The sequence below is a fragment of the Vagococcus sp. JNUCC 83 genome (assembly GCF_053667615.1).
Genome location: NZ_CM132204.1, coordinates 1,666,428 through 1,684,938, shown reverse-complemented (window position 1 = coordinate 1,684,938; position 18,511 = coordinate 1,666,428). Strand labels below are relative to the sequence as shown.

Below are 18,511 nucleotides of genomic sequence, written 5' to 3'. Positions count from 1 at the left end.
GAAATAATATGATATTTGAAAAAATATTGCCAGAACTTAAAGCAGGGAAAAAAGTAATTAGAAAAGGCTGGGGAGGATTTGAGTTATACGTTACTTTAGTAAGCGGTGAGGTCTATGATGGCTGTCCAGTAACAGACTATTTTTTAATTAAGACAAGTGATGAAGGTTTTTCAAGTTTTGCACCAACTGTGTGCGATATTTTAGCAGATGATTGGGAGATTGTTGAATAATGAGTTCTATTATTTACACAGAATTTAATAAAAAAGTCGTTTTTGTGACAGGTGTCGCTTCGGGTATAGGAAAAGAACAAGCACGTTTGTTTTTAGAACAGGGTGCTTATGTGTTCGGGATTGATAAAGTAGATAGTGACAGTCAATTTTCTAATCAGTTTATGTTTTTTAAAGGTGATGTCACAAATATAAAAGATTTAGAGAAAGCTGTTAGTGAGTGTCTAGCTAAATACAATCAAATCGATATATTGTTAAATACTGCTGGAAAACTAGATGATTTTAAGACATTGAATGACACGTCTGAAGAGTTATGGGATACGATTTACGAGACAAATGTAAAAAGTTACTTTAGATTAACAAAATTAATTTTACCTATTATGTTAGAAAAACAACACGGGACAATTATAAATATGGCCTCTATTGCTGGGTTAATTGGTGGCGGAGGTGGTATTAGTTACACGATGTCAAAACACGCGATAGTTGGATTTACGAAACAATTGGCGTTAGACTATGCCAGTCAAGGGATTCATGTTGTTGGTATAGCACCTGGTGCTATCGAAACACCAATGAATGCAGTTGATTTTGCTGGTGACGGACAGATGGCTAAATGGGTGGCAGCAGAAACCCCTTGTAAACGATGGGCATCACCTGAAGAGGTTGCTCAATTAACATTATTTTTAGCGAGTCAGTCATCGTCTTATATTCAAGGAAGTATTGTCCCTATTGATGGTGGATGGATGACAAAATAGGATTGTTTTTTTGTAGAAAAAGTGTATCCTATTAATTAGCGAGTTTATCGCACTACAACACTTCGTTGGGAATTTTTTCTCACATCCTTTGGTTGTAGTTATTAGCAAGGTAATCCCTTGTAAAGGAGAAATATCAATGGAAAATAAAAGAGAACACACTGCTGTGTCATGGACCACAAAAGATACAGCAAAAATGGCAATTGTCGCAGGTTTATATGTTGCAGTGACGTTAGTTTTATCAGTGACTAGCTTTGGAGCAATTCAGTTAAGATTATCTGAGATGTTTAATTATTTGTCACTTTATAATAAGCGCTATATTGTTGCTGTAACACTAGGTGTAGCAATAGCAAATGCTTTTTCACCATTAGGAATCATCGATGTATTGGTTGGAAGCATTAGCACGTTTTTAGTATTAGTAATAAATTATGCCCTCACTAAACGTATTAAAAATATGAAAGTCAAAATGGTGATAACAGCTATTAGTTTTGCCATATCCATGTTTACCGTCGCAGGACAACTCACGATATTATATGATTTACCATTTTTTTATAACTGGTTGATTATTGGGTTAGGTGAATTATTTTCTATGACAGTTGGCGGTATCATTATCTATTGGATGAGTAAAAAAATTGATTTTATAAAATAAACAAAACCTCTATGATTGATTTTCTTCAATCATAGAGGTTTTTAAATTATTTTACGTAGTCTTCTGTTAATTCTAAGAAGGTATTTACATCTTGAATCATCATATCAATTCCAGCTTGCCAGAATTCATTGGATGTTAAGTCAACACCTAAATGTTTTTGTGCTAATTCTTCCGTTGTCATCGAAGCTGTGTCACGCAATAAAGCGATGTAATCATCTTCGAATGATGTTCCTTGTTTTTGTGCAAAAGCATAAATCCCTAAACTGAATAAGTAACCAAATGTGTATGGGAAGTTATAAAATGGCACATCATCGATATAGAAATGTAATTTACTTGCCCAAAAATGTGGGTGATATGAATTTAATGAGTCACAGTAGCTTTCTTTTTGGGCAGCCACCATTAAGTCAGTAATTTCAGTATCTGTTAATACTTTTTCTTTACGTTCAGTATAGAAATTATCTTCAAAGATGAAGCGCGCGTGAATGTTCATAAACATCGCTGTGGCATTTTGCATTTTAATATCAAGCAAGTTGATTTTTTCTTCTGTTGATTTGGCTTGTTTAAGAGTTGCATCTGCCACAATTAATTCAGCAAACGTACTCGCAGTTTCAGCAACGTTCATGGCATAGTCTTGACTCACAGATGGTAAATCCCACATCACGTGTGAATGGAATGCATGACCTAATTCGTGAGCTAAAGTCGATACTTCATTAATTGATTCACCATATGTCATGAAAATACGAGATTCTTCGTTTTCAGGTAATCCAGTACAGTAACCACCTGGACGTTTACCAGGTCTATCTTCTGCTTCAATCCAACTTTTTTCAAAAGCCATTTTAGCAAAGTCAGCCATTTTAGGACTGAATTTATTGAAGTTTTCAATAATAAATTCAGCGGCTTCATTAAAGGTGTAACGTTTTTCTTCAAATTTACCTAAAATCACAGGGGCATCTTGGTCTTGCCAATCCATTTTTTCTTTGCCGAATAATTGAGCTTTACGAGTTAAGAAGTCTACAAAAGGTTGTTTGTTTGCAGCGATTGTTCCCCACATAGCATCCAACGTTTCTTTTTTCATGCGGTTATACTCTAATGGAATTTCCAAATGATCAGTGATACCATGTAGTTTATTATTTGTTAAACGATAACCATCTAAGTGATTTAATGTGTCGGCAAAAAGTGGCGCGTAATTTGCCCATGTTTTTTCCCATGTATCAAACAAACGTTGTCTAACATCTTTATCAGCATCTCCCATCATACGGTTAAATGCTTGTCCTGCTGAAAGGTATGTTGTTTTTCCATCTTCTTCAAATGGAAATTGGATATTAGCTACGATTGTATCATAGTGAGAACTCCATGCGTTAAATCCATCTGTCGATAATTGGTTAATTACTGATTCTTCTTTTTCACTTAATAGGCGTTTGCTTTGTTCGCGAGCTTCTGTTAAATTAAAAGCCACACCTTGTTTTTGAGCAAAATCAGAAGCAAGAAGAGCATTCCAAGTATCTGTAGATAGGTTTGTTAATTTTTTATTGAAAAGGACGTTAGCATTTTTAAATCCTGTATGTTTTGTAAATAATCCAGCCAACACGCTACCAGCTTTTTTATTGTTAACATCTGCTGATTGAATGGCATTTACAAAACTGATTGTTTGGCCAAAGCCTTTAGATATTTTTTCTTGAACAGTCATAATAGCCTCGAATGCTTTAAATTCTGGCACATCTGTTTCTGGATTCCAATCTGTAACGAGTGATTGGTACTCTGTAATTTCATCATCAAGTAATAATAGGCGTTGTTCTAACTCTTTAGAGTCAATCCCTCCATTAAAAATTGAATCTAAATCCCATGTTATAGAATATGTCATATTATCTGACTCCTTTCATTATGGTTATATTATACCCTATACTATTAAAAAACAATGATAAAAAGCTAAAAAAGTTTAAGATAGGAGAAGTTGTTTATGAAAAGTAAATTAAGTCAACCAAAAGTGTATGTGATAGTTGCTCTAGCTATCATGTTTGTTCTATTTTATAGTTCATCAAAAACCTATACAGAACAAAGTTCAGTCCCACTACTTCAAAAGTGGCTAGTAAGCGAGCCATTTTCATCAAAATTACAAGGTGTTGTCTTTCATTATGGTGGGAGCGAGGTTAGTATACAAGCAATGGGTTATTTTAAATTTGTAGAATTCTTTATACGTAAAGCGGCACATTTTTTTACGTTTTTTATTTTGGGAGGTAGCCTATTTCTCATATTATACTCAAAATTGAAACAATCTATTTGGAGTTTATTTTTTGCTTGGATGAGTGCCACTGGATATGCAGCAATGGATGAGTTTCATCAAATGTTAACAGGGGATAGAACGCCATTGTTTCAAGATGTCATGTTAGACAGTATAGGCGCTCTAACAGCGTGTGCGATGTTACTGCTTTATACTGAGTTTGGACGTAAAAAGTCAAAATAGGTTAGTCATAGGTCTCTTTTAAGAATAACTTATGTTAAAATGACAGTATATGTTTTAAATCATACTAGAAAGTGGGGAATTAGAATGGCAGGACATTCAAAATGGAATAACATTAAGAATCGAAAAGGAGCACAAGATGCTAAGCGTGGTAAAGTATTTCAAAAGTTATCGCGTGAAATTTATATGGCAGCAAAAAGTGGTGGGCCTGATCCGTCGTCTAATCCTTCATTAAGATTAGTGTTAGATAAAGCAAGAACAGCTAATATGCCAAATGACAACATCCAGCGAGCAATAAAAAAAGCAACAAGCGCTGGTGAAGGTGAAAATTATGATGAAGTGGTTTATGAAGGATACGGTCCAGCTGGAGTGGCAATTTTGGTTCATGCTTTGACAGATAATCGAAACCGAACATCTACTAATGTACGCGTAGCTTTCAATAAAAATGGCGGTTCTTTAGGCGAGTCCGGTTCAGTTGCTTATATGTTTGATCGTAAAGGGTACATTGTCATTGAACGTGAAGGATTAGACGTTGATGAAGATACGATGACATTAAGTGTCCTTGAAGCAGGTGGTGATGATATCGAAGTGTCAGATGAAGTATTTGAAATCTATACCGAACCGACTGAATTTACGGCAGTAAGAGATGCGTTAGAAAAAGAGTATACTCTCGCTCAAGCAGAGTTAACAATGGTACCACAAACCTTGGTTGAGATAAGTGAAAGTGATAAAGAAAAGTTAGAAAAAATTGTTGATATTTTAGAAGATGATGACGATGTTTCAGAAGTCTTTACATCAGCAGATATGTAGAATAATAATCATCAACAAGCCAATCAGAAACTATCTGGTTGGTTTTTTTGTTTTTTTCAGTGAATTTTTAAAATTAAGCAAATATAAGTTATGAGAAAGGAATTTACACATGAAAAAATTAGCAATGAAATTATTACATTATGGTTATACGAATCAGATGAGTGATTTATATATTCTACCAAAAGTCTCTCACTATGAAGTGTCTTTTAGATACCATCATGAAATAAGTCGTTATAGTGAATTAGCAGATAAAACCGCAGAACAGCTAATTTTATATTTTAAATATCTTGCAGGGATGGATATAGCTGAGAAAAGGAAAGCTCAGATGGGTGGCACAACAATAAAGTTAAAGCAAGGTGTCATCAGGGTACGCTTATCCGTTGTAGGAGATTTTTTAAACAGAGAAACATTAGTTATTCGTTTTTTATATCCTATGTCTTCAAAAACGCTGAATTTTGTTGATGAACAACAACTACATATGATTAAACAACAAATCAGTAGAAATGGCTTGTTTTTATTTTCTGGTCCGACAGGCTCAGGAAAATCAACAACGATGCATGTATTGATGAATGAGTTACTCCTTCGAAATAATAAACATATTATAACAATTGAAGACCCCGTAGAAATTGAAGATGAGGGGTGTTTACAGTTTCAGGTGAATGAAAAGATAGGTCTAACATACCAAGAGTTAATAAAAGTTTGTCTAAGACATCGACCAGATTGCTTGATGATTGGGGAGATTAGGGATACTGAAACAGCAAAAATGGCTATAAGAGCAGCTCTTACAGGACATTTAGTTTTTTCAACAATTCATGCAAAAAATAGGAGAGGAGTTGAGTCGCGATTAATCGAATTAGGGATTCCTAAAGAAGACATATGTCAAAGTGTTCAAGGAATTGTTTATCAAGAGATGATACCGATATTAACCAAAGATAAGTATGGCGTATTATATGATATGTCTTATCAAGAAGGTGAGAACCAATGGGAAAAAAGTTTACAAAAAGCATATTATGAAAAGAAAATCACTGGGAAAACGTACCAAAAATTCAAAGATTAAGCCATTTAAACGACAACAAAAAGATGATTTTGTTTATCTATTGGCGACTCTTTTAGAAAATGGTTTTAGTCTTGAACAGAGTATAACATTTATGAGGACTATTTCAGTCAAACAGACGAAACAATTAATATTTATTGAGAAGAAATTATTAAAGGGAGAGTCATTTGCTCAAAGTTTAATGGGGATAGGTTTTTCCAAAGAACAATTAGCCCCTATTAAATTTTCTGAAGTGCATGGAGATTTGGTTGGAACATTAAAAAGAATGTCGCGTCAAATGAGAGAACGAGAAAAACAACGAAAAGAAATGATCAAGGTATTAAGTTATCCGTTGTTGTTACTACTATTTTTAGTGGCTATGGTGCTAGGAATGAAGTGGCTTATCCTACCACAATTATCTGATTTGTCGCAAGATGGGGCTGATTCTCCAATGTTTTATTTTCTAGATAAGGGGATTCAATACACGTTTATTTTTTTAGGTGTCTTACTAGTAGTTGGCTACTTATTAGATAAGAGGTGGAATAAAGGCTCACAGATAAAAAAATTAACAATATACATCAAAATACCAATCGTTGGACGTTTAATGACAAACTACTACACGTCACTGTTTGCAACAGAGTGGGGAAATTTATTATCACAAGGTATGGAATTTAAAGAAGTGGTGTTAACAATGCAACAGTCAGGCTACTCAAATTTGATGCAAGAGATGGCTAAAGAAATAAAAGAAACGCTAGAAGAAGGGATATTCATTGATGAGCCAATTGCTCGTTGGACATTTTTAAAGCCAGAATTAACGTGGATTATCAGACAAGGTGAAATACATGGAAAATTAGGGCAAGAATTAGTTGTTTTCGGGCAACGTGAATGGGAATCTTTTATAGATGAATGTGAGAAGAAAATCCAATGGCTTCAACCAATCACATTTATCTTAATTGCTATTCTAATTGTCTCAGTTTATGGCTCATTATTGTTACCAATATATAGTGGAATGGGGGATTTCTATTGAAAATATTAAAAAAGTTAAGAAAAAAGAATGATGGATTTACATTACTTGAAATGCTAATTGTGTTATTGGTGATAGCCGTGTTGATTATTTTATTCGTCCCAAATTTATCTAAACAACAATCAAGTATCAACAAACAAGGTGACGAGGCACTAACTAAGGTCATACAAACGCAAACAGAAATGTATTACCTAGATAATTCAGAAAGACCAAAAGATTTAGATGAATTAGTTAAAGGTGGTTATATTTCTAAAGAGCAAAAAGATAAGGCAGAAAAAATTGGGATAGTTGTTGAATAATCAAGGATTTACGTTGTGGGAGTGTCTATGTGTCTTACTGGTTATTAGCGTGTTGGGGATACTTCCTCTGATAAAATTAGAGAGGTGGAAAGAACAACAACTTGTTACTTCTCAATTAATTGGGTTTGAAAGACTCTATGAGAAAAGCCAACATAGTGCAGTGATTGAATTAGAAAATAGTAAAGTAAGTGCGAATAAATTAACCCAACAATTAGTATTTAATTACACATTTAAAGGAGAAAAAGTTGAGGAAGTCATTGATATTAAGCCTCCACTAATCATTGATAAAAAGAGTGAAGTGACACTAAGAGGAGGTTCAGCAAGCCCAAGTAAATTAGAAACCTTTCAGTTTATCGATGAATCGAGGGATACAGTCATACGTTATGTTGTTCAGCTAGGGAGCAGTAAGGTGTTTAGATATGAAGAAAAACAATGATGGTTTTCTATTACTAGAAAGTTTATTAGCTGTTTTTACATTAACAGTGGGGATATTATTTATGTTTGAAACAATATTATTTTTAAGACAAGAAAATCAGAAACATCAAATAGAGTTGGAACTGGCTATTTTTGCAAAAGAATGGGGATTTATAGAGGATAAGGAAGATAAAGAGGCTTTAAAGAAGAAAGCTGAAAGAGAACAGATTACAGTTGTAGATGGGAGTGAGGAACATTTTGTGTTACAAAAGGGCGACATTATACTAGAAATCAGCAACAGATGATAATGTCGCAAGACGGTTTTACCTTATTAGAATGTTTAATTACTTTAAGTATTATGATGGGATTATTAATATTTTTAACGCCTTTTATTCAGCAAATCAATACTTTTTGGGACATACAGCAAGATGGCACGTATTTGGAGTTACAAATAGGTAAAAAACAATTAGAGCATGAAATTAAAGGCTTAGATATTGTTGATGTCCAACCTAATAAACTAATCTATTCGAAGATGGTAAATAATCAAGCAGAGCGTGTCATATTTGATTTGTATGAGGATAAATTACGTAAACAACCAGGATTTCAACCGATTATTGTTGGTCTAAAAACAGTAGAATTTATTGAATACACCAATGTCATTCAAATGACTATTGTGACTGTAAAAGGGGAGAGTTATGTCTACTTTTTATCGAAATAATGAGGGAGGGGTTTCTCTTCCTTTTTTGTGTTTATTAGCTTTATTTATGATTACCACCGTATTTTTCATTGATGATTACAAACAAAAGCAATTGGTCATGAAACAAGCGACCGATTCTTATTTGGCAGATATTATAGAGGATAAAGGGAAAAAAGAATCTGAACATTTGTCAAATGGCGAATCAAAAACCATCAATTATTCTATTGGCAAGTTAGTTATAGATAAAAGCCGATTTGGGAGTTTGATCAAACTAAACATCGAATTAAACAGTGGTTTTAAACGACATGTTTTTGTAAATAATGAGTAAAGGCTATCATAAATCGAAAAAACCCTATCAATTTCAGTTTCAATACCTTGAAATATAGCGATTCTTTCGATAGAATAGGAAAGTAAGAGATTTGTGAATAAGACAAGGAAGAGGTGACACATTTGTCTCAAACGAATGTTGAGATAGGTTTTCAAGCGTTGAATGACTCTGTGAAATTATTACAAAAAGCATTAGACACGTCTTTTTTTGATGCCTATGTTGAAAATGGTGAAAATTTGTTAGATGGTGGCAATGTCCGAGTAATTAATGGTGTTCCAAATCAAGAAGAAGTCAAACAGCTTGAAACACACTATCACAAATTGCTAAGTTTGGACTTATCAGTTGAAGACAAAAGAAAAATCACTCAATTAACATTACTTAGTGGATTAAAAGTGGAACCACTTCAAGCAAATCATCAACTAACACCAGATAGTATTGGCTTTTTATTTAGTTACATGATTGAACAATTAACGAAAAAAAATAAAGACAATATGGTTGTTGGGGACTTGTCAGTTGGTATGGGAAATTTGCTTTACACTGTTTTAAGTCATTTGGATTTAGCAGGCTATAAAAATCTTAAAGGTATTGGCGTAGATGCTGATGATTTATTATTGCAAATAGCAGCTGTTAATAAAAATTGGTTAGGATTGGATGTAGAGTTATTTCATCAAGATTCTTTAGAACCACTCTTAATTGAACCGCTCGATGTTGCGATTGCTGATTTACCTATCGGGTATTATCCTAAAGATGAGGTAGCAAAAGATTTCATGACGTCTTTTCCTACTGAGCATAGTTACGCGCATCATTTGATAATGGAACAAAGCATGAAATATGTAAAAGAGAGTGGGTTTGGTTTGTTTTTATTGCCAAACAACTTCTTAGAAACAGAACAAGCTGAACTATTAAAAACATGGCTTATGAAAGAAGTTTATCTACAAGGTATTTTACAATTACCAACCACTCTGTTTAGTCAAAAAAGTTTAGGGAAATCGATTGTACTTGTTCAAAATAAAGGCGATCAAGCTAAACAAGCCAAAGAAGTATTACTGGCAGAATTACCGTCTTTAAAAGAGAATAAAAGTGTGTTAAATTTTGTTAATCAGTTTCGTCAATGGTGCGAATCGAATATATAATAGGGGAGAAAATAACATGTCAAAAACAATAGCAATTAATGCAGGAAGCTCAAGCTTAAAGTGGCAATTATACACAATGCCAGAAGAAACAGTTGTCGCTAAAGGAATCGTTGAAAGAATCGGATTAAATGATTCAATTTTTACTATTAAATATGGTGAAGATGAAAAATATGAAGTTATCAAAGATATTGAGGATCATGAAATTGCTATTAATATGTTATTAGAGCAATTAACAGAACTAAATATTATTGACTCATTTGATGAAATTACAGGAGCAGGACACCGTATTGTTGCTGGTGGGGAACACTTTAAAGAGTCAGCAATTATTGATGATGAAGCACTTAAATTAGTTGATGACTTAGCAGAATTTGCGCCATTGCATAACCCTGCAGAAGCCAAAGTTATTCGAGTATTCCAAAAATTATTACCAAACACATTAAATGTTGGTGTATTTGATACATCTTTCCACACGACTATGCCAAAAGTAAACTATTTATATAGTATTCCAACTGAGTACTATGAAAAATATGGTGCGAGAAAATATGGTGCACATGGAACAAGTCATCGTTATGTAGCAGAACGTGCGGCTGATATGTTAGGTAAACCAATCGAAGAATTAAAAATCATTACTTGTCACTTAGGTAATGGAGCATCTATTACAGCTGTTGATGGAGGAAAATCAATTGATACATCAATGGGATTCACTCCACTTGCAGGTGTTACAATGGGAACTCGTTCAGGAGATATCGATGCGTCATTGTTACAATATTTAATGGGTAAATTAGAAATTACTGATATTAAAGAGATGGTTGAGATTTTAAATAAAAAATCTGGTTTACTAGGTTTATCTGGTATTTCAAGTGATATGCGTGATTTAGAAAATGCTAATACAGAAGCAGCTAATGTAGCGATTGAAATTTTTGAAGACCGTATCCGTAAATACATTGGTAGCTATGTTGCAACAATGAACGGTGTAGATGCTATTGTCTTTACAGCAGGTATTGGTGAAAATGCAATTAATATTCGTCAAAATATTATTGATGGATTAAGCTTCTTTGGATGCGAAATGGACGCTGAAAAAAATAATGTTCGTGGTGAAGAACGAGTTATTTCAACAGATGATTCAAAAGTTAAAGTACTTTTAGTACCAACTGATGAAGAATTAATGATTGCAAGAGATGTTGAAGAATTAAAAAATAAATAATTAAAAAATATATACAAAAAGCGAGAGACTGTTTAAGTTTCTCGCTTTTTGTATATTAATTTTTATTATCTATATCTGTACGAACAACTAACACATCACTTTTAGCATGGATAGAAACATAACTTGATACAGACCCAAGTAAAATTCTTTCCATGGCATTTAAACCGGTAGCTCCTAACATGATTAAATCAATTCCTAACTCTTCTGGCAAATCTTCAGATAATACAATTTTAGGTACACCAATACGGATGACTGTTTCAACTGTTTCTAAATGATGCTCATGAGCATAGTCAACATATTGTTTTAAGGCTGTCTCAGCTTCTCTTTTAGCATTTGTCGCTAACGTTTCATCATAAGATGAGACGGTTTCAAAGGCACGCATATCCACAATATGAGCGATGTATAAAGTAGCATTATTTCTTTTAGTAACGTGCACGGCTTTTTTTAACGCACGTTCTGATTCTTTTGAACCATCCATAGCAACCAATATTTTTTTGTATTCTTTTTGCATGATAACAGGACTCCCTTTAGTGAATGTTTTGAGATAATATTATACTAAATAACGCAGATGTGCAAAGCACGATAATGATATAAATTAAACTAATAAGTTTTGTCGCAAAAAAAAGACTAATCACAACACCAATAATTGCTAGTAAAAGAAGTGATACTGAAAAAGCTTTTAATGTTGGTTTGTTTTTTTCTGTAAATACAACTAGTAGAGATTGTTGTTTTTTTGATAAAAAATAACTAATAATACATAATGTAATTGCAAAAATTAATAAAATGATTTTATACAACGTATCACAACCTTTTCTTTGTACCATGATAAAAAGGCAATTTGCATAAGCAAATTGCCAAAAAATATCCGTCGATGCCGTTTTGTATCCCTGCTGGTTGAACCCGCTAAAAAATGCAGGTGGGAATCGCTGTAAATATCTCAAACTACCAAATGAAAAGGCGTGTTTTTAATACATACTCGTTGATTCCCAAAGTAAAACGATTTGTTCGGTCAACACTAATGGGGATACTGCGTACATCACAGATATTCTAGTTATATAATAGCACAGGAAACTAGATTCTTCAATTGTTAGGACTGACCCTTCTTTTGTGAAGCAAACCATTCCCATTGTTTTCCTAGTGCTATCTCATATTTCCCGTTTTGAACAGGTTCATAATAAGAGGTGTTTTTTAACTTATCAGGTAAATATTGTTGTTTAATCCAATGGCCATCATAATTATGAGGGTATTTGTAGTCTACTCCACGATTTAGTGTTTCAGCCCCCTTGTAATGAGAGTCTTTTAAATGATCAGGAACATCGCCAGTGTTTCCTTGTCTAATATCACTTAGAGCTTTATCAATAGCGACAATGCTTGAGTTTGATTTAGGGGATAGGCACAAATCAATCACAGCATTTGCTAATGGAATTCGTGCTTCGGGAAATCCTAATTTTTCAGCTGCTTGGACCGCTGAGACGGTTCTAGCACAAGCCCCTGGATTTGCTAAACCAATGTCTTCGTAAGCAATAACCATCAGTCGTCTACAAATCGACATCATGTCACCAGCCTCTACTAATCTTGCCATATAATGCAGAGCGGCATCTACGTCGCTTCCTCTAATACTTTTTTGAAACGCAGAAATCACATCATAATGAGCATCCCCATCTTTGTCATGGGTGAGAGATTTTCTTTGCACACATTCTTCTATGATATCTAATGTAATAAGTATCTTACCGTCATCATTTGGTTTCGTTGATTTGACAGCGAGTTCTAAGCCATTTAGAGCACTCCTTAAATCTCCATTTGTTGCACGTGTTAAATGAGTCATCGCTTCATCAGTGAGCGTTACATCCAACTCACCTAAACCATCTTGACTGTCAGTTAACGCTCTTTCAATCGCTTGTTTGATATCCTCTTCATTGAGCGGTTTGACTTCAAAAATCTGCGTTCGACTTCGAATCGCTGGGTTAATTGAAATATAAGGATTTTCAGTTGTCGCACCAATCAAAATAACCCGACCGTTTTCTATATGAGGCAATAAAAAATCTTGTTTTGGTTTATCAAGGCGATGGACTTCATCTAGTAATAAGATAAGGGTGCCACTCATTTTGGCTTCTTCCACAACAATTTGTAAATCTTTTTTACTATCTGTTGCAGCATTCAACATGCGAAAAGCATAGTGAGTTGAACCTGCAATCGCACTAGCAATACTTGTTTTTCCAGTTCCGGGTGGGCCATATAAAATCATAGAAGAAAGTTGTTTAGCGTCAACCATGCGGCGAATGATTTTTCCTTCACCAACTAAATGGGTTTGGCCAACTACATCATCAATCGTTTTTGGTCTCATACGATAAGCGAGAGGCTTATTCATCTATCTTCCCCCTTTAATAAACTCATTATAACATAGGATTAGTAATGACAAATGCTAGCAACTTTTGTATGATAGGAGAGACAATACAAAGAAAGTGTAAGTGTGTGAAAAAATGAAAGACAACATGTTAACAGAATTAGAAAAACAACTTGAAAAATCTTTAGGAGACTTTGACTTCGCCATTGATTGGGATGTCAAACAACATCGTATAGAAGTATCTGTTGTGCTATTTGCTGAAAATAAATTAAATGATGTCATTGAAGATGAAGAAGGAACGCAATCTGAAGAAGAAGTGATAGAATTTGAAGATAGTTTAGTTTTATATGCTGATGATAAACAAACACCTGATGAATTAGAATATTTAACTGTGATTCCATTTAATCGTAAAAAAGGAATGACAAAAGGAGATATCATAGCGTTAGCAAACTATTTAGCAGAAGTATTAGTGAATGGACAAGATGATTTATTAGACTTTTTAAATGATGAAACCATTGAAACATTTGAATTAGTGTGGAATGATGCGGCGTTTGAAGAGATGAAAAAAAATAATAACGAGACAGCTATGGTAGCTTATCCAAAGTATTAAAAGGGAGATTAGACAATGAAGTGGAATCAATTATCTGTTATTACTTCCAGTGAGGCAGTAGAAGCAGTATCAAGTATTTTAATGGAAGCAGGAGCTAACGGGGTAGCTATTGAGGACTCAATGGACCTAGTGAATTTTGAAAGTGACCCTTTTGGAGAGATTTTAGATAAAGATACGTTTTCTCATCGAAAAGAGGGGGCAGAAGTGATTGCTTATTTCCCAGAAACATTATTTTTACCAGAAATTATTCCTAGTATTCAACTAAAAGTAGAAGAACTTTCGACATTCGGTTTAGACATTGGTGAACATAGCATCACTGCTTCTGAAGTAGAAGAAAGTGACTGGGCAACTGCTTGGAAAAAATATTATCACCCAGTCAATATTAGCCGTTATTTAACGATTGTACCTGAATGGCAAGAATATACACCAAACAATCCTGATGAGCATATCATTTATCTTGATCCAGGCATGGCATTTGGAACAGGCACACATCCAACCACACGTTTGACGTTACAAGCACTTGAGGTGACATTACGTGGTGGAGAGACAGTGCTAGATGTGGGAACAGGTTCTGGCGTATTAAGTATTGCGAGTAAGTTTTTAGGAGCAGAAGACGTGTTTGCTTATGATTTAGATGAGGTTGCGGTTAATTCCGCAAAAGAAAATATGGCATTAAATCCTATCGCAAAAGACGTACATGTTTCAGCTAATGACTTATTAAATGGTGTAGATAAAAAAGCAGACGTCATTGTGGCGAATATTTTGGCTGACATTATTGTGCTGATGTTAAAAGACGCACATCGTTGCCTGAAAGATGATGGAACACTGATTATTTCAGGAATTATCGAAGACAAAGTCCCAATGATTTTAGAAGAATTAGAAAAAGAATCATTTGTTGTGGATCAATTATTCAAACAAAAAGATTGGTATGCTATCATTGTTAAAAAACAATTGGAGGATTAAACATGCAACGTTATTTTTTGCCATATGATTATGACGAACAAGCAACGTTTGAATTAAGAGACAGCGATTTTCATCATGCGAGAAATGTGATGCGTATGACAGTAGATGATGAATGCTTTTTAGTCTTTCAAAACCAAGTGGCCATTAAAGCAAGCATTGTGTCCATAGAAGAGTCTGCGATTATATTTAGTGAAGTCTCAAAAGAAGAGATGCAAAAAGAGATGCCAGTCAATGTGACGATCGCTTGTGGGTATACTAAAGGCGATAAACTAGAATTAGTCGCACAAAAAGGCACAGAGCTTGGCATGCATGAATTGATTGGTTTTCCTTCAAAAACGTCTGTCGTCAAATGGGATGAGAAAAAACGAGTTAAGAAAACGCAACGCTTGGAAAAAATCGTAAAAGAGGCATCTGAACAATCTCACAGGCAAGTTGTACCCAATATCCAACTATATAGTTCTTTTAAAGAATTATTAGAAAAAGCAAAGGACTTCACGTATTGTTTAGTGGCTTATGAAGAGTCTAGTAAGCAAGGTGAGAAAAGCCAGTTTGCTACCACGTTATCAGCTTGTAAACCTAGTGAGTCTTTACTCATTATTTTTGGTCCAGAAGGTGGTTTAACACCAGATGAGATTAAGGTATTAGAAGAGTATAACGTGAAAAGTTGTGCGTTAGGGCCACGTATTTTACGAGCAGAGACTGCGCCACTATACGCATTATCTGCTATGAGTTATCAGTGGGAGATGAGAAAAAAATAAAGCACTAAAAAATCACGATAAATTGAAAATAATGTTTTAAGTGGGTTATAATAAGAGACATAAAAGCTAAAGTTAAAAAGTACTAATCAGGTACTTTTTTTTCATAAGGAGGGGAAAACATGCCAAAAGAAAAAGATTTAACCGCTGAAGAAGTCATAAAAATGGTATCGACATACATGAACCCTCAGCATGTTGCATTTGTTGAAAAAGCAAGTGATTACGCAAAAAAAGCACATGATGGCCAGTTTAGAAAATCGGGAGAACCATATATCATCCACCCTATCCAAGTAGCAGGAATATTGGCTGAATTAAATATGGACCCTCATACTGTGGCTACAGGATTTTTACATGATGTGGTAGAAGACACAGACGTGACGTTAGAAGATTTAGAAAAAGAATTTGGTCCAGACGTTGCCATGTTAGTAGATGGTGTGACAAAATTAGGGAAAATTAAATACAAATCGCATGAAGAACAGTTAGCAGAAAATCATCGTAAAATGCTATTAGCTATGTCCCAAGATTTGCGTGTTATCATGGTTAAATTAGCTGATAGAGTCCATAATATGAGAACACTCCATCATTTACGAGAAGACAAACAACGACGTATTGCAAAAGAAACGTTGGAAATCTATGCTCCACTGGCTCATCGTTTGGGGATTAGTTTGATTAAGTGGGAGTTAGAAGACCGCTCATTGCATTACCTAAACCCTCGCCAATACTACCGAATTGTTCACTTGATGAAATCAAAACGTGGTGAGCGTGAGCAGTATGTGGCTCAAGCTGTGGAAGAAATTAGAGAAGCGACTGAAGAATTAGGAATTTACGGTGAAATTTACGGTCGACCAAAACATATTTACTCGATTTATTGTAAAATGCATGATAAGAAAAAAGAGTTTTCTGAAATCTATGATTTACTTGCGATTCGAGTGATTGTTGATTCAATTAAAGATTGTTACGCTGTTCTTGGAGCCATTCATACAAAATGGAAACCATTACCAGGTCGTTTTAAAGACTATATTGCTGTGCCAAAAACAAACATGTATCAATCACTTCATACAACAATTATTGGACCAAATGGTAGTCCAATCGAAATCCAAATCAGAACACATGAAATGCATCAAATTGCTGAATTTGGGGTAGCAGCTCATTGGGCATATAAAGAAGGAAAAACAGAGCAGCAAACAGATAAAAATGCTAATCAAATTAGTTTGCTACGTGAAATTATCGAATTACAAGATGAAAACTATGATGCATCTGAGTTTATGGATAATGTTAAAGGTGAAATCTTTAGTGATAAAGTTTATGTTTTTACACCAAAAGGCGATGTGACAGAGTTACCAAAAGGGTCAGGGCCACTCGATTTTGCGTACAACATCCATACTGAAGTTGGTAATAAGACAACTGGTGCAAAAGTAAATGGCAAGATGGTGCCACTTGATTACAAATTAAAAAATGGTGATATCATCGAAGTATTGACCTCTCAAAATTCATTTGGACCAAGTCAAGATTGGGTTAATATGGTCGTGACTAGTAAAGCCAGAAATAAAATCAAACGCTTCTTTAAAATTCGTGATAGAGAAGAAAACATTGATAAAGGGAAACACCAACTAGAAAAAATGTTTGAGGATAATGATTTTCTAGCAAAAGACTTTTTAACAAAAGAAAAAGTTGATGATGCATTAGAAAAATTTGCTTTCCAACAATTAGATGATTTGTATGCAGCAGTGGGCTTTGGAGAAATTACTGCACAAGTCGTGTTTAATCGTTTGACTGAAAAAGAACGAAAAGAACGTGGTATTAAGAAACAACAAGAAGAAAACGAAGAATTAATTAAGCAATCAGCTCAGAAAAAAGAAGCCAATCGAATGAAAATTCGTCATGAAGGTGGCATCGTTATTCAAGGAGCAGATAATTTGTTGGTTCGAATTAGTCGTTGTTGTAATCCAGTGCCAGGAGACGAAATAGTGGGATACATCACTAAAGGACGAGGGGTATCTATCCATCGTAAAGACTGCCCTAATATGAACAGCTCACCTGAAGTGAAAGAGCGTCAAATAGAAGTTGAATGGGAAGATACAGCAGCAAATAGTGAACAAGAATACAATGCGGATTTAGAAATATATGGTTACAATCGTTCAGGTTTATTAAATGATGTGTTACTAGTTGTTAATGCCAATACGAAAAAGTTAATGAGTGTTGAAGCAAAAACAGCTAAAAATAAAATGGGCGTGATTCACTTGACTATTAGTATTCGGAATCTAGCTCACTTAGAACAAATTGTTGATAAAATTAAGAACATACCAGATGTTCATAGTGTGAAAAGAACAAAAGGGTAGGTGAAAATAGCATGCGGGTTGTACTGCAACGTGTGTCAGAAGCATCTGTTTCAATAGATAATAAAGAAGTTGATGCTATAAATAAAGGATATGTGTTATTAGTTGGCATAGCAGAAAAAGACACAGAAAAAGAAGCAGATTATCTAGCAAAAAAAATTAGTAAGCTACGCGTATTTGAAGATGAGGAAGGTAAGATGAACCTAGATATTCATCAAATAGGTGGGGGGATTCTATCTATTTCTCAGTTTACTTTATTAGCTGATACAAAAAAAGGAAATCGTCCAAGCTTTGCTAAAGCTGGACACCCAGAGATGGCAAGTAAGCTCTATGATTACTTTAACGAGCAGTTAAGACAAGAAGGCTTAGAAGTAAAAGAAGGCGTGTTTGGCGCAGATATGTTAGTTGATATAAAAAATGATGGACCTGTTACTATTATCTATGACAAATAAAAAAGATATCAGACGGCTATTAAATA

The 18,511-nt window shown here is 34.4% G+C and carries 23 protein-coding genes and 1 other RNA gene; 19 read left to right on the top strand and 5 right to left on the bottom strand.

Features of this window, described 5'->3' with window-relative positions; all coding sequences use genetic code 11:
• The first annotated feature begins 8 nt into the window (after positions 1–8).
• The 3 genes from JNUCC83_RS08180 to JNUCC83_RS08170 all read left to right on the top strand — a co-directional run bounded on the left by JNUCC83_RS08180 (position 9) and on the right by JNUCC83_RS08170 (position 1,625).
• Entirely contained in the window at positions 9–230 is a 222-nt protein-coding gene (locus tag JNUCC83_RS08180; protein WP_454459555.1) for a DUF2829 domain-containing protein, read from the top strand.
• The gene (locus tag JNUCC83_RS08175) at positions 230–979 is read left to right on the top strand and encodes a 3-oxoacyl-ACP reductase (protein WP_454459554.1); all 750 of its coding nucleotides are present in this window, start codon (positions 230–232) and stop codon (positions 977–979) included. The genes JNUCC83_RS08180 and JNUCC83_RS08175 overlap by 1 nt, the downstream gene beginning before the upstream one ends.
• Positions 980–1,115: 136 nt before the next feature.
• Entirely contained in the window at positions 1,116–1,625 is a 510-nt protein-coding gene (locus JNUCC83_RS08170) for a QueT transporter family protein (RefSeq protein ID WP_454459553.1), read from the top strand.
• Positions 1,626–1,671: 46 nt separating this feature from the next.
• Here JNUCC83_RS08170 and JNUCC83_RS08165 read toward each other — a convergent pair whose 3' ends face one another.
• Complete coding sequence (locus JNUCC83_RS08165; RefSeq protein ID WP_454459552.1) at positions 1,672–3,486, bottom strand: M3 family oligoendopeptidase; 1,815 nt, start codon at positions 3,484–3,486, stop codon at positions 1,672–1,674.
• A 96-nt stretch (positions 3,487–3,582) separates the two neighbouring features.
• On the opposite strand from JNUCC83_RS08165, the gene JNUCC83_RS08160 reads away from it, so the two are divergent.
• The 11 genes from JNUCC83_RS08160 (at position 3,583) to JNUCC83_RS08110 (ending at position 11,025) form a co-directional block, all read left to right on the top strand.
• Positions 3,583–4,086, top strand: a complete 504-nt coding sequence (locus JNUCC83_RS08160) for a VanZ family protein (protein ID WP_454459551.1) — start codon at positions 3,583–3,585, stop codon at positions 4,084–4,086.
• Between the two features lie 84 nt (positions 4,087–4,170).
• Positions 4,171–4,893 (top strand): YebC/PmpR family DNA-binding transcriptional regulator, encoded by a 723-nt coding sequence (locus JNUCC83_RS08155; RefSeq protein WP_454459550.1) that lies wholly within the window; start codon positions 4,171–4,173, stop codon positions 4,891–4,893.
• A 109-nt stretch (positions 4,894–5,002) separates the two neighbouring features.
• Positions 5,003–5,950, top strand: a complete 948-nt coding sequence (gene comGA, locus JNUCC83_RS08150; RefSeq protein ID WP_454459549.1) for a competence type IV pilus ATPase ComGA — start codon at positions 5,003–5,005, stop codon at positions 5,948–5,950.
• Positions 5,904–6,953, top strand: a complete 1,050-nt coding sequence (gene comGB, locus JNUCC83_RS08145) for a competence type IV pilus assembly protein ComGB (RefSeq protein WP_454459548.1) — start codon at positions 5,904–5,906, stop codon at positions 6,951–6,953. Before comGA ends, comGB begins: the two co-directional genes overlap by 47 nt.
• Before the next feature lie 50 nt (positions 6,954–7,003).
• The gene (gene comGC, locus JNUCC83_RS08140; protein ID WP_454461349.1) at positions 7,004–7,249 is read left to right on the top strand and encodes a competence type IV pilus major pilin ComGC; all 246 of its coding nucleotides are present in this window, start codon (positions 7,004–7,006) and stop codon (positions 7,247–7,249) included.
• Positions 7,242–7,685, top strand: a complete 444-nt coding sequence (locus JNUCC83_RS08135; RefSeq protein WP_454459547.1) for a prepilin-type N-terminal cleavage/methylation domain-containing protein — start codon at positions 7,242–7,244, stop codon at positions 7,683–7,685. Before comGC ends, JNUCC83_RS08135 begins: the two co-directional genes overlap by 8 nt.
• Positions 7,669–7,968, top strand: a complete 300-nt coding sequence (locus tag JNUCC83_RS08130) for a hypothetical protein (RefSeq protein WP_454459546.1) — start codon at positions 7,669–7,671, stop codon at positions 7,966–7,968. The genes JNUCC83_RS08135 and JNUCC83_RS08130 overlap by 17 nt, the downstream gene beginning before the upstream one ends.
• 2 nt (positions 7,969–7,970) lie before the next feature.
• Positions 7,971–8,381: a competence type IV pilus minor pilin ComGF gene (gene comGF / locus JNUCC83_RS08125; protein ID WP_454459545.1), complete on the top strand. Its 411-nt coding sequence runs from the start codon at positions 7,971–7,973 to the stop codon at positions 8,379–8,381.
• Positions 8,359–8,688, top strand: a complete 330-nt coding sequence (locus JNUCC83_RS08120) for a hypothetical protein (RefSeq protein WP_454459544.1) — start codon at positions 8,359–8,361, stop codon at positions 8,686–8,688. Before comGF ends, JNUCC83_RS08120 begins: the two co-directional genes overlap by 23 nt.
• A 122-nt stretch (positions 8,689–8,810) precedes the next feature.
• Positions 8,811–9,821, top strand: coding sequence for a class I SAM-dependent methyltransferase (locus JNUCC83_RS08115; RefSeq protein ID WP_454459543.1), 1,011 nt, complete (start codon positions 8,811–8,813; stop codon positions 9,819–9,821).
• Positions 9,822–9,837: 16 nt separating this feature from the next.
• Complete coding sequence (locus JNUCC83_RS08110; RefSeq protein WP_454459542.1) at positions 9,838–11,025, top strand: acetate/propionate family kinase; 1,188 nt, start codon at positions 9,838–9,840, stop codon at positions 11,023–11,025.
• Between the two features lie 55 nt (positions 11,026–11,080).
• Here the strand turns inward: JNUCC83_RS08110 and JNUCC83_RS08105 are convergent, their stop codons facing one another.
• The 4 genes from JNUCC83_RS08105 to JNUCC83_RS08090 all read right to left on the bottom strand — a co-directional run bounded on the left by JNUCC83_RS08105 (position 11,081) and on the right by JNUCC83_RS08090 (position 13,393).
• A complete protein-coding gene (locus JNUCC83_RS08105) occupies positions 11,081–11,536 on the bottom strand; it encodes a universal stress protein (RefSeq protein ID WP_454459541.1) in 456 nt (151 codons plus the stop codon).
• 16 nt (positions 11,537–11,552) lie between these two features.
• The gene (locus tag JNUCC83_RS08100; RefSeq protein ID WP_454459540.1) at positions 11,553–11,822 is read right to left on the bottom strand and encodes a hypothetical protein; all 270 of its coding nucleotides are present in this window, start codon (positions 11,820–11,822) and stop codon (positions 11,553–11,555) included.
• Between the two features lie 61 nt (positions 11,823–11,883).
• Positions 11,884–12,073, bottom strand: a non-coding RNA gene (gene ssrS, locus JNUCC83_RS08095) — 6S RNA.
• 39 nt (positions 12,074–12,112) lie between these two features.
• Positions 12,113–13,393 carry a replication-associated recombination protein A gene (locus JNUCC83_RS08090; protein ID WP_454459539.1) on the bottom strand — a complete coding sequence of 427 codons (1,281 nt, stop codon included), beginning with the start codon at positions 13,391–13,393 and terminating at the stop codon, positions 12,113–12,115.
• Between the two features lie 112 nt (positions 13,394–13,505).
• Here JNUCC83_RS08090 and JNUCC83_RS08085 point away from each other — a divergent pair, with 112 nt between their 5' ends.
• The 5 genes from JNUCC83_RS08085 to dtd all read left to right on the top strand — a co-directional run bounded on the left by JNUCC83_RS08085 (position 13,506) and on the right by dtd (position 18,485).
• Positions 13,506–13,979: a DUF3013 family protein gene (locus JNUCC83_RS08085; RefSeq protein WP_454459538.1), complete on the top strand. Its 474-nt coding sequence runs from the start codon at positions 13,506–13,508 to the stop codon at positions 13,977–13,979.
• Between the two features lie 15 nt (positions 13,980–13,994).
• The gene (gene prmA / locus JNUCC83_RS08080; protein ID WP_079347102.1) at positions 13,995–14,942 is read left to right on the top strand and encodes a 50S ribosomal protein L11 methyltransferase; all 948 of its coding nucleotides are present in this window, start codon (positions 13,995–13,997) and stop codon (positions 14,940–14,942) included.
• A 2-nt stretch (positions 14,943–14,944) separates the two neighbouring features.
• Entirely contained in the window at positions 14,945–15,700 is a 756-nt protein-coding gene (locus JNUCC83_RS08075) for a 16S rRNA (uracil(1498)-N(3))-methyltransferase (protein ID WP_454459537.1), read from the top strand.
• A 119-nt stretch (positions 15,701–15,819) separates the two neighbouring features.
• Positions 15,820–18,036 (top strand): RelA/SpoT family protein, encoded by a 2,217-nt coding sequence (locus tag JNUCC83_RS08070; RefSeq protein WP_454459536.1) that lies wholly within the window; start codon positions 15,820–15,822, stop codon positions 18,034–18,036.
• A gap of 11 nt (positions 18,037–18,047) precedes the next feature.
• A complete protein-coding gene (gene dtd / locus JNUCC83_RS08065) occupies positions 18,048–18,485 on the top strand; it encodes a D-aminoacyl-tRNA deacylase (RefSeq protein WP_454459535.1) in 438 nt (145 codons plus the stop codon).
• The last annotated feature ends 26 nt before the right edge of the window (positions 18,486–18,511 follow it).

Excerpts from the sequence above, each read along its gene's own strand:
- JNUCC83_RS08180 (WP_454459555.1), top strand. The coding sequence starts at position 9 with ATGATATTTGAAAAAATATTGCCAGAACTTAAAGCAGGGAAAAAAGTA.
- JNUCC83_RS08175 (WP_454459554.1), top strand. The coding sequence starts at position 230 with ATGAGTTCTATTATTTACACAGAATTTAATAAAAAAGTCGTTTTTGTG.
- JNUCC83_RS08170 (WP_454459553.1), top strand. The coding sequence starts at position 1,116 with ATGGAAAATAAAAGAGAACACACTGCTGTGTCATGGACCACAAAAGAT.
- JNUCC83_RS08165 (WP_454459552.1), bottom strand. The coding sequence starts at position 3,486 with ATGACATATTCTATAACATGGGATTTAGATTCAATTTTTAATGGAGGG.
- JNUCC83_RS08160 (WP_454459551.1), top strand. The coding sequence starts at position 3,583 with ATGAAAAGTAAATTAAGTCAACCAAAAGTGTATGTGATAGTTGCTCTA.
- JNUCC83_RS08155 (WP_454459550.1), top strand. The coding sequence starts at position 4,171 with ATGGCAGGACATTCAAAATGGAATAACATTAAGAATCGAAAAGGAGCA.
- comGA (WP_454459549.1), top strand. The coding sequence starts at position 5,003 with ATGAAAAAATTAGCAATGAAATTATTACATTATGGTTATACGAATCAG.
- comGB (WP_454459548.1), top strand. The coding sequence starts at position 5,904 with ATGAAAAGAAAATCACTGGGAAAACGTACCAAAAATTCAAAGATTAAG.
- comGC (WP_454461349.1), top strand. The coding sequence starts at position 7,004 with ATGCTAATTGTGTTATTGGTGATAGCCGTGTTGATTATTTTATTCGTC.
- JNUCC83_RS08130 (WP_454459546.1), top strand. The coding sequence starts at position 7,669 with ATGAAGAAAAACAATGATGGTTTTCTATTACTAGAAAGTTTATTAGCT.
- comGF (WP_454459545.1), top strand. The coding sequence starts at position 7,971 with ATGTCGCAAGACGGTTTTACCTTATTAGAATGTTTAATTACTTTAAGT.
- JNUCC83_RS08120 (WP_454459544.1), top strand. The coding sequence starts at position 8,359 with ATGTCTACTTTTTATCGAAATAATGAGGGAGGGGTTTCTCTTCCTTTT.
- JNUCC83_RS08110 (WP_454459542.1), top strand. The coding sequence starts at position 9,838 with ATGTCAAAAACAATAGCAATTAATGCAGGAAGCTCAAGCTTAAAGTGG.
- JNUCC83_RS08105 (WP_454459541.1), bottom strand. The coding sequence starts at position 11,536 with ATGCAAAAAGAATACAAAAAAATATTGGTTGCTATGGATGGTTCAAAA.
- JNUCC83_RS08090 (WP_454459539.1), bottom strand. The coding sequence starts at position 13,393 with ATGAATAAGCCTCTCGCTTATCGTATGAGACCAAAAACGATTGATGAT.
- JNUCC83_RS08085 (WP_454459538.1), top strand. The coding sequence starts at position 13,506 with ATGAAAGACAACATGTTAACAGAATTAGAAAAACAACTTGAAAAATCT.
- prmA (WP_079347102.1), top strand. The coding sequence starts at position 13,995 with ATGAAGTGGAATCAATTATCTGTTATTACTTCCAGTGAGGCAGTAGAA.
- JNUCC83_RS08075 (WP_454459537.1), top strand. The coding sequence starts at position 14,945 with ATGCAACGTTATTTTTTGCCATATGATTATGACGAACAAGCAACGTTT.
- JNUCC83_RS08070 (WP_454459536.1), top strand. The coding sequence starts at position 15,820 with ATGCCAAAAGAAAAAGATTTAACCGCTGAAGAAGTCATAAAAATGGTA.
- dtd (WP_454459535.1), top strand. The coding sequence starts at position 18,048 with ATGCGGGTTGTACTGCAACGTGTGTCAGAAGCATCTGTTTCAATAGAT.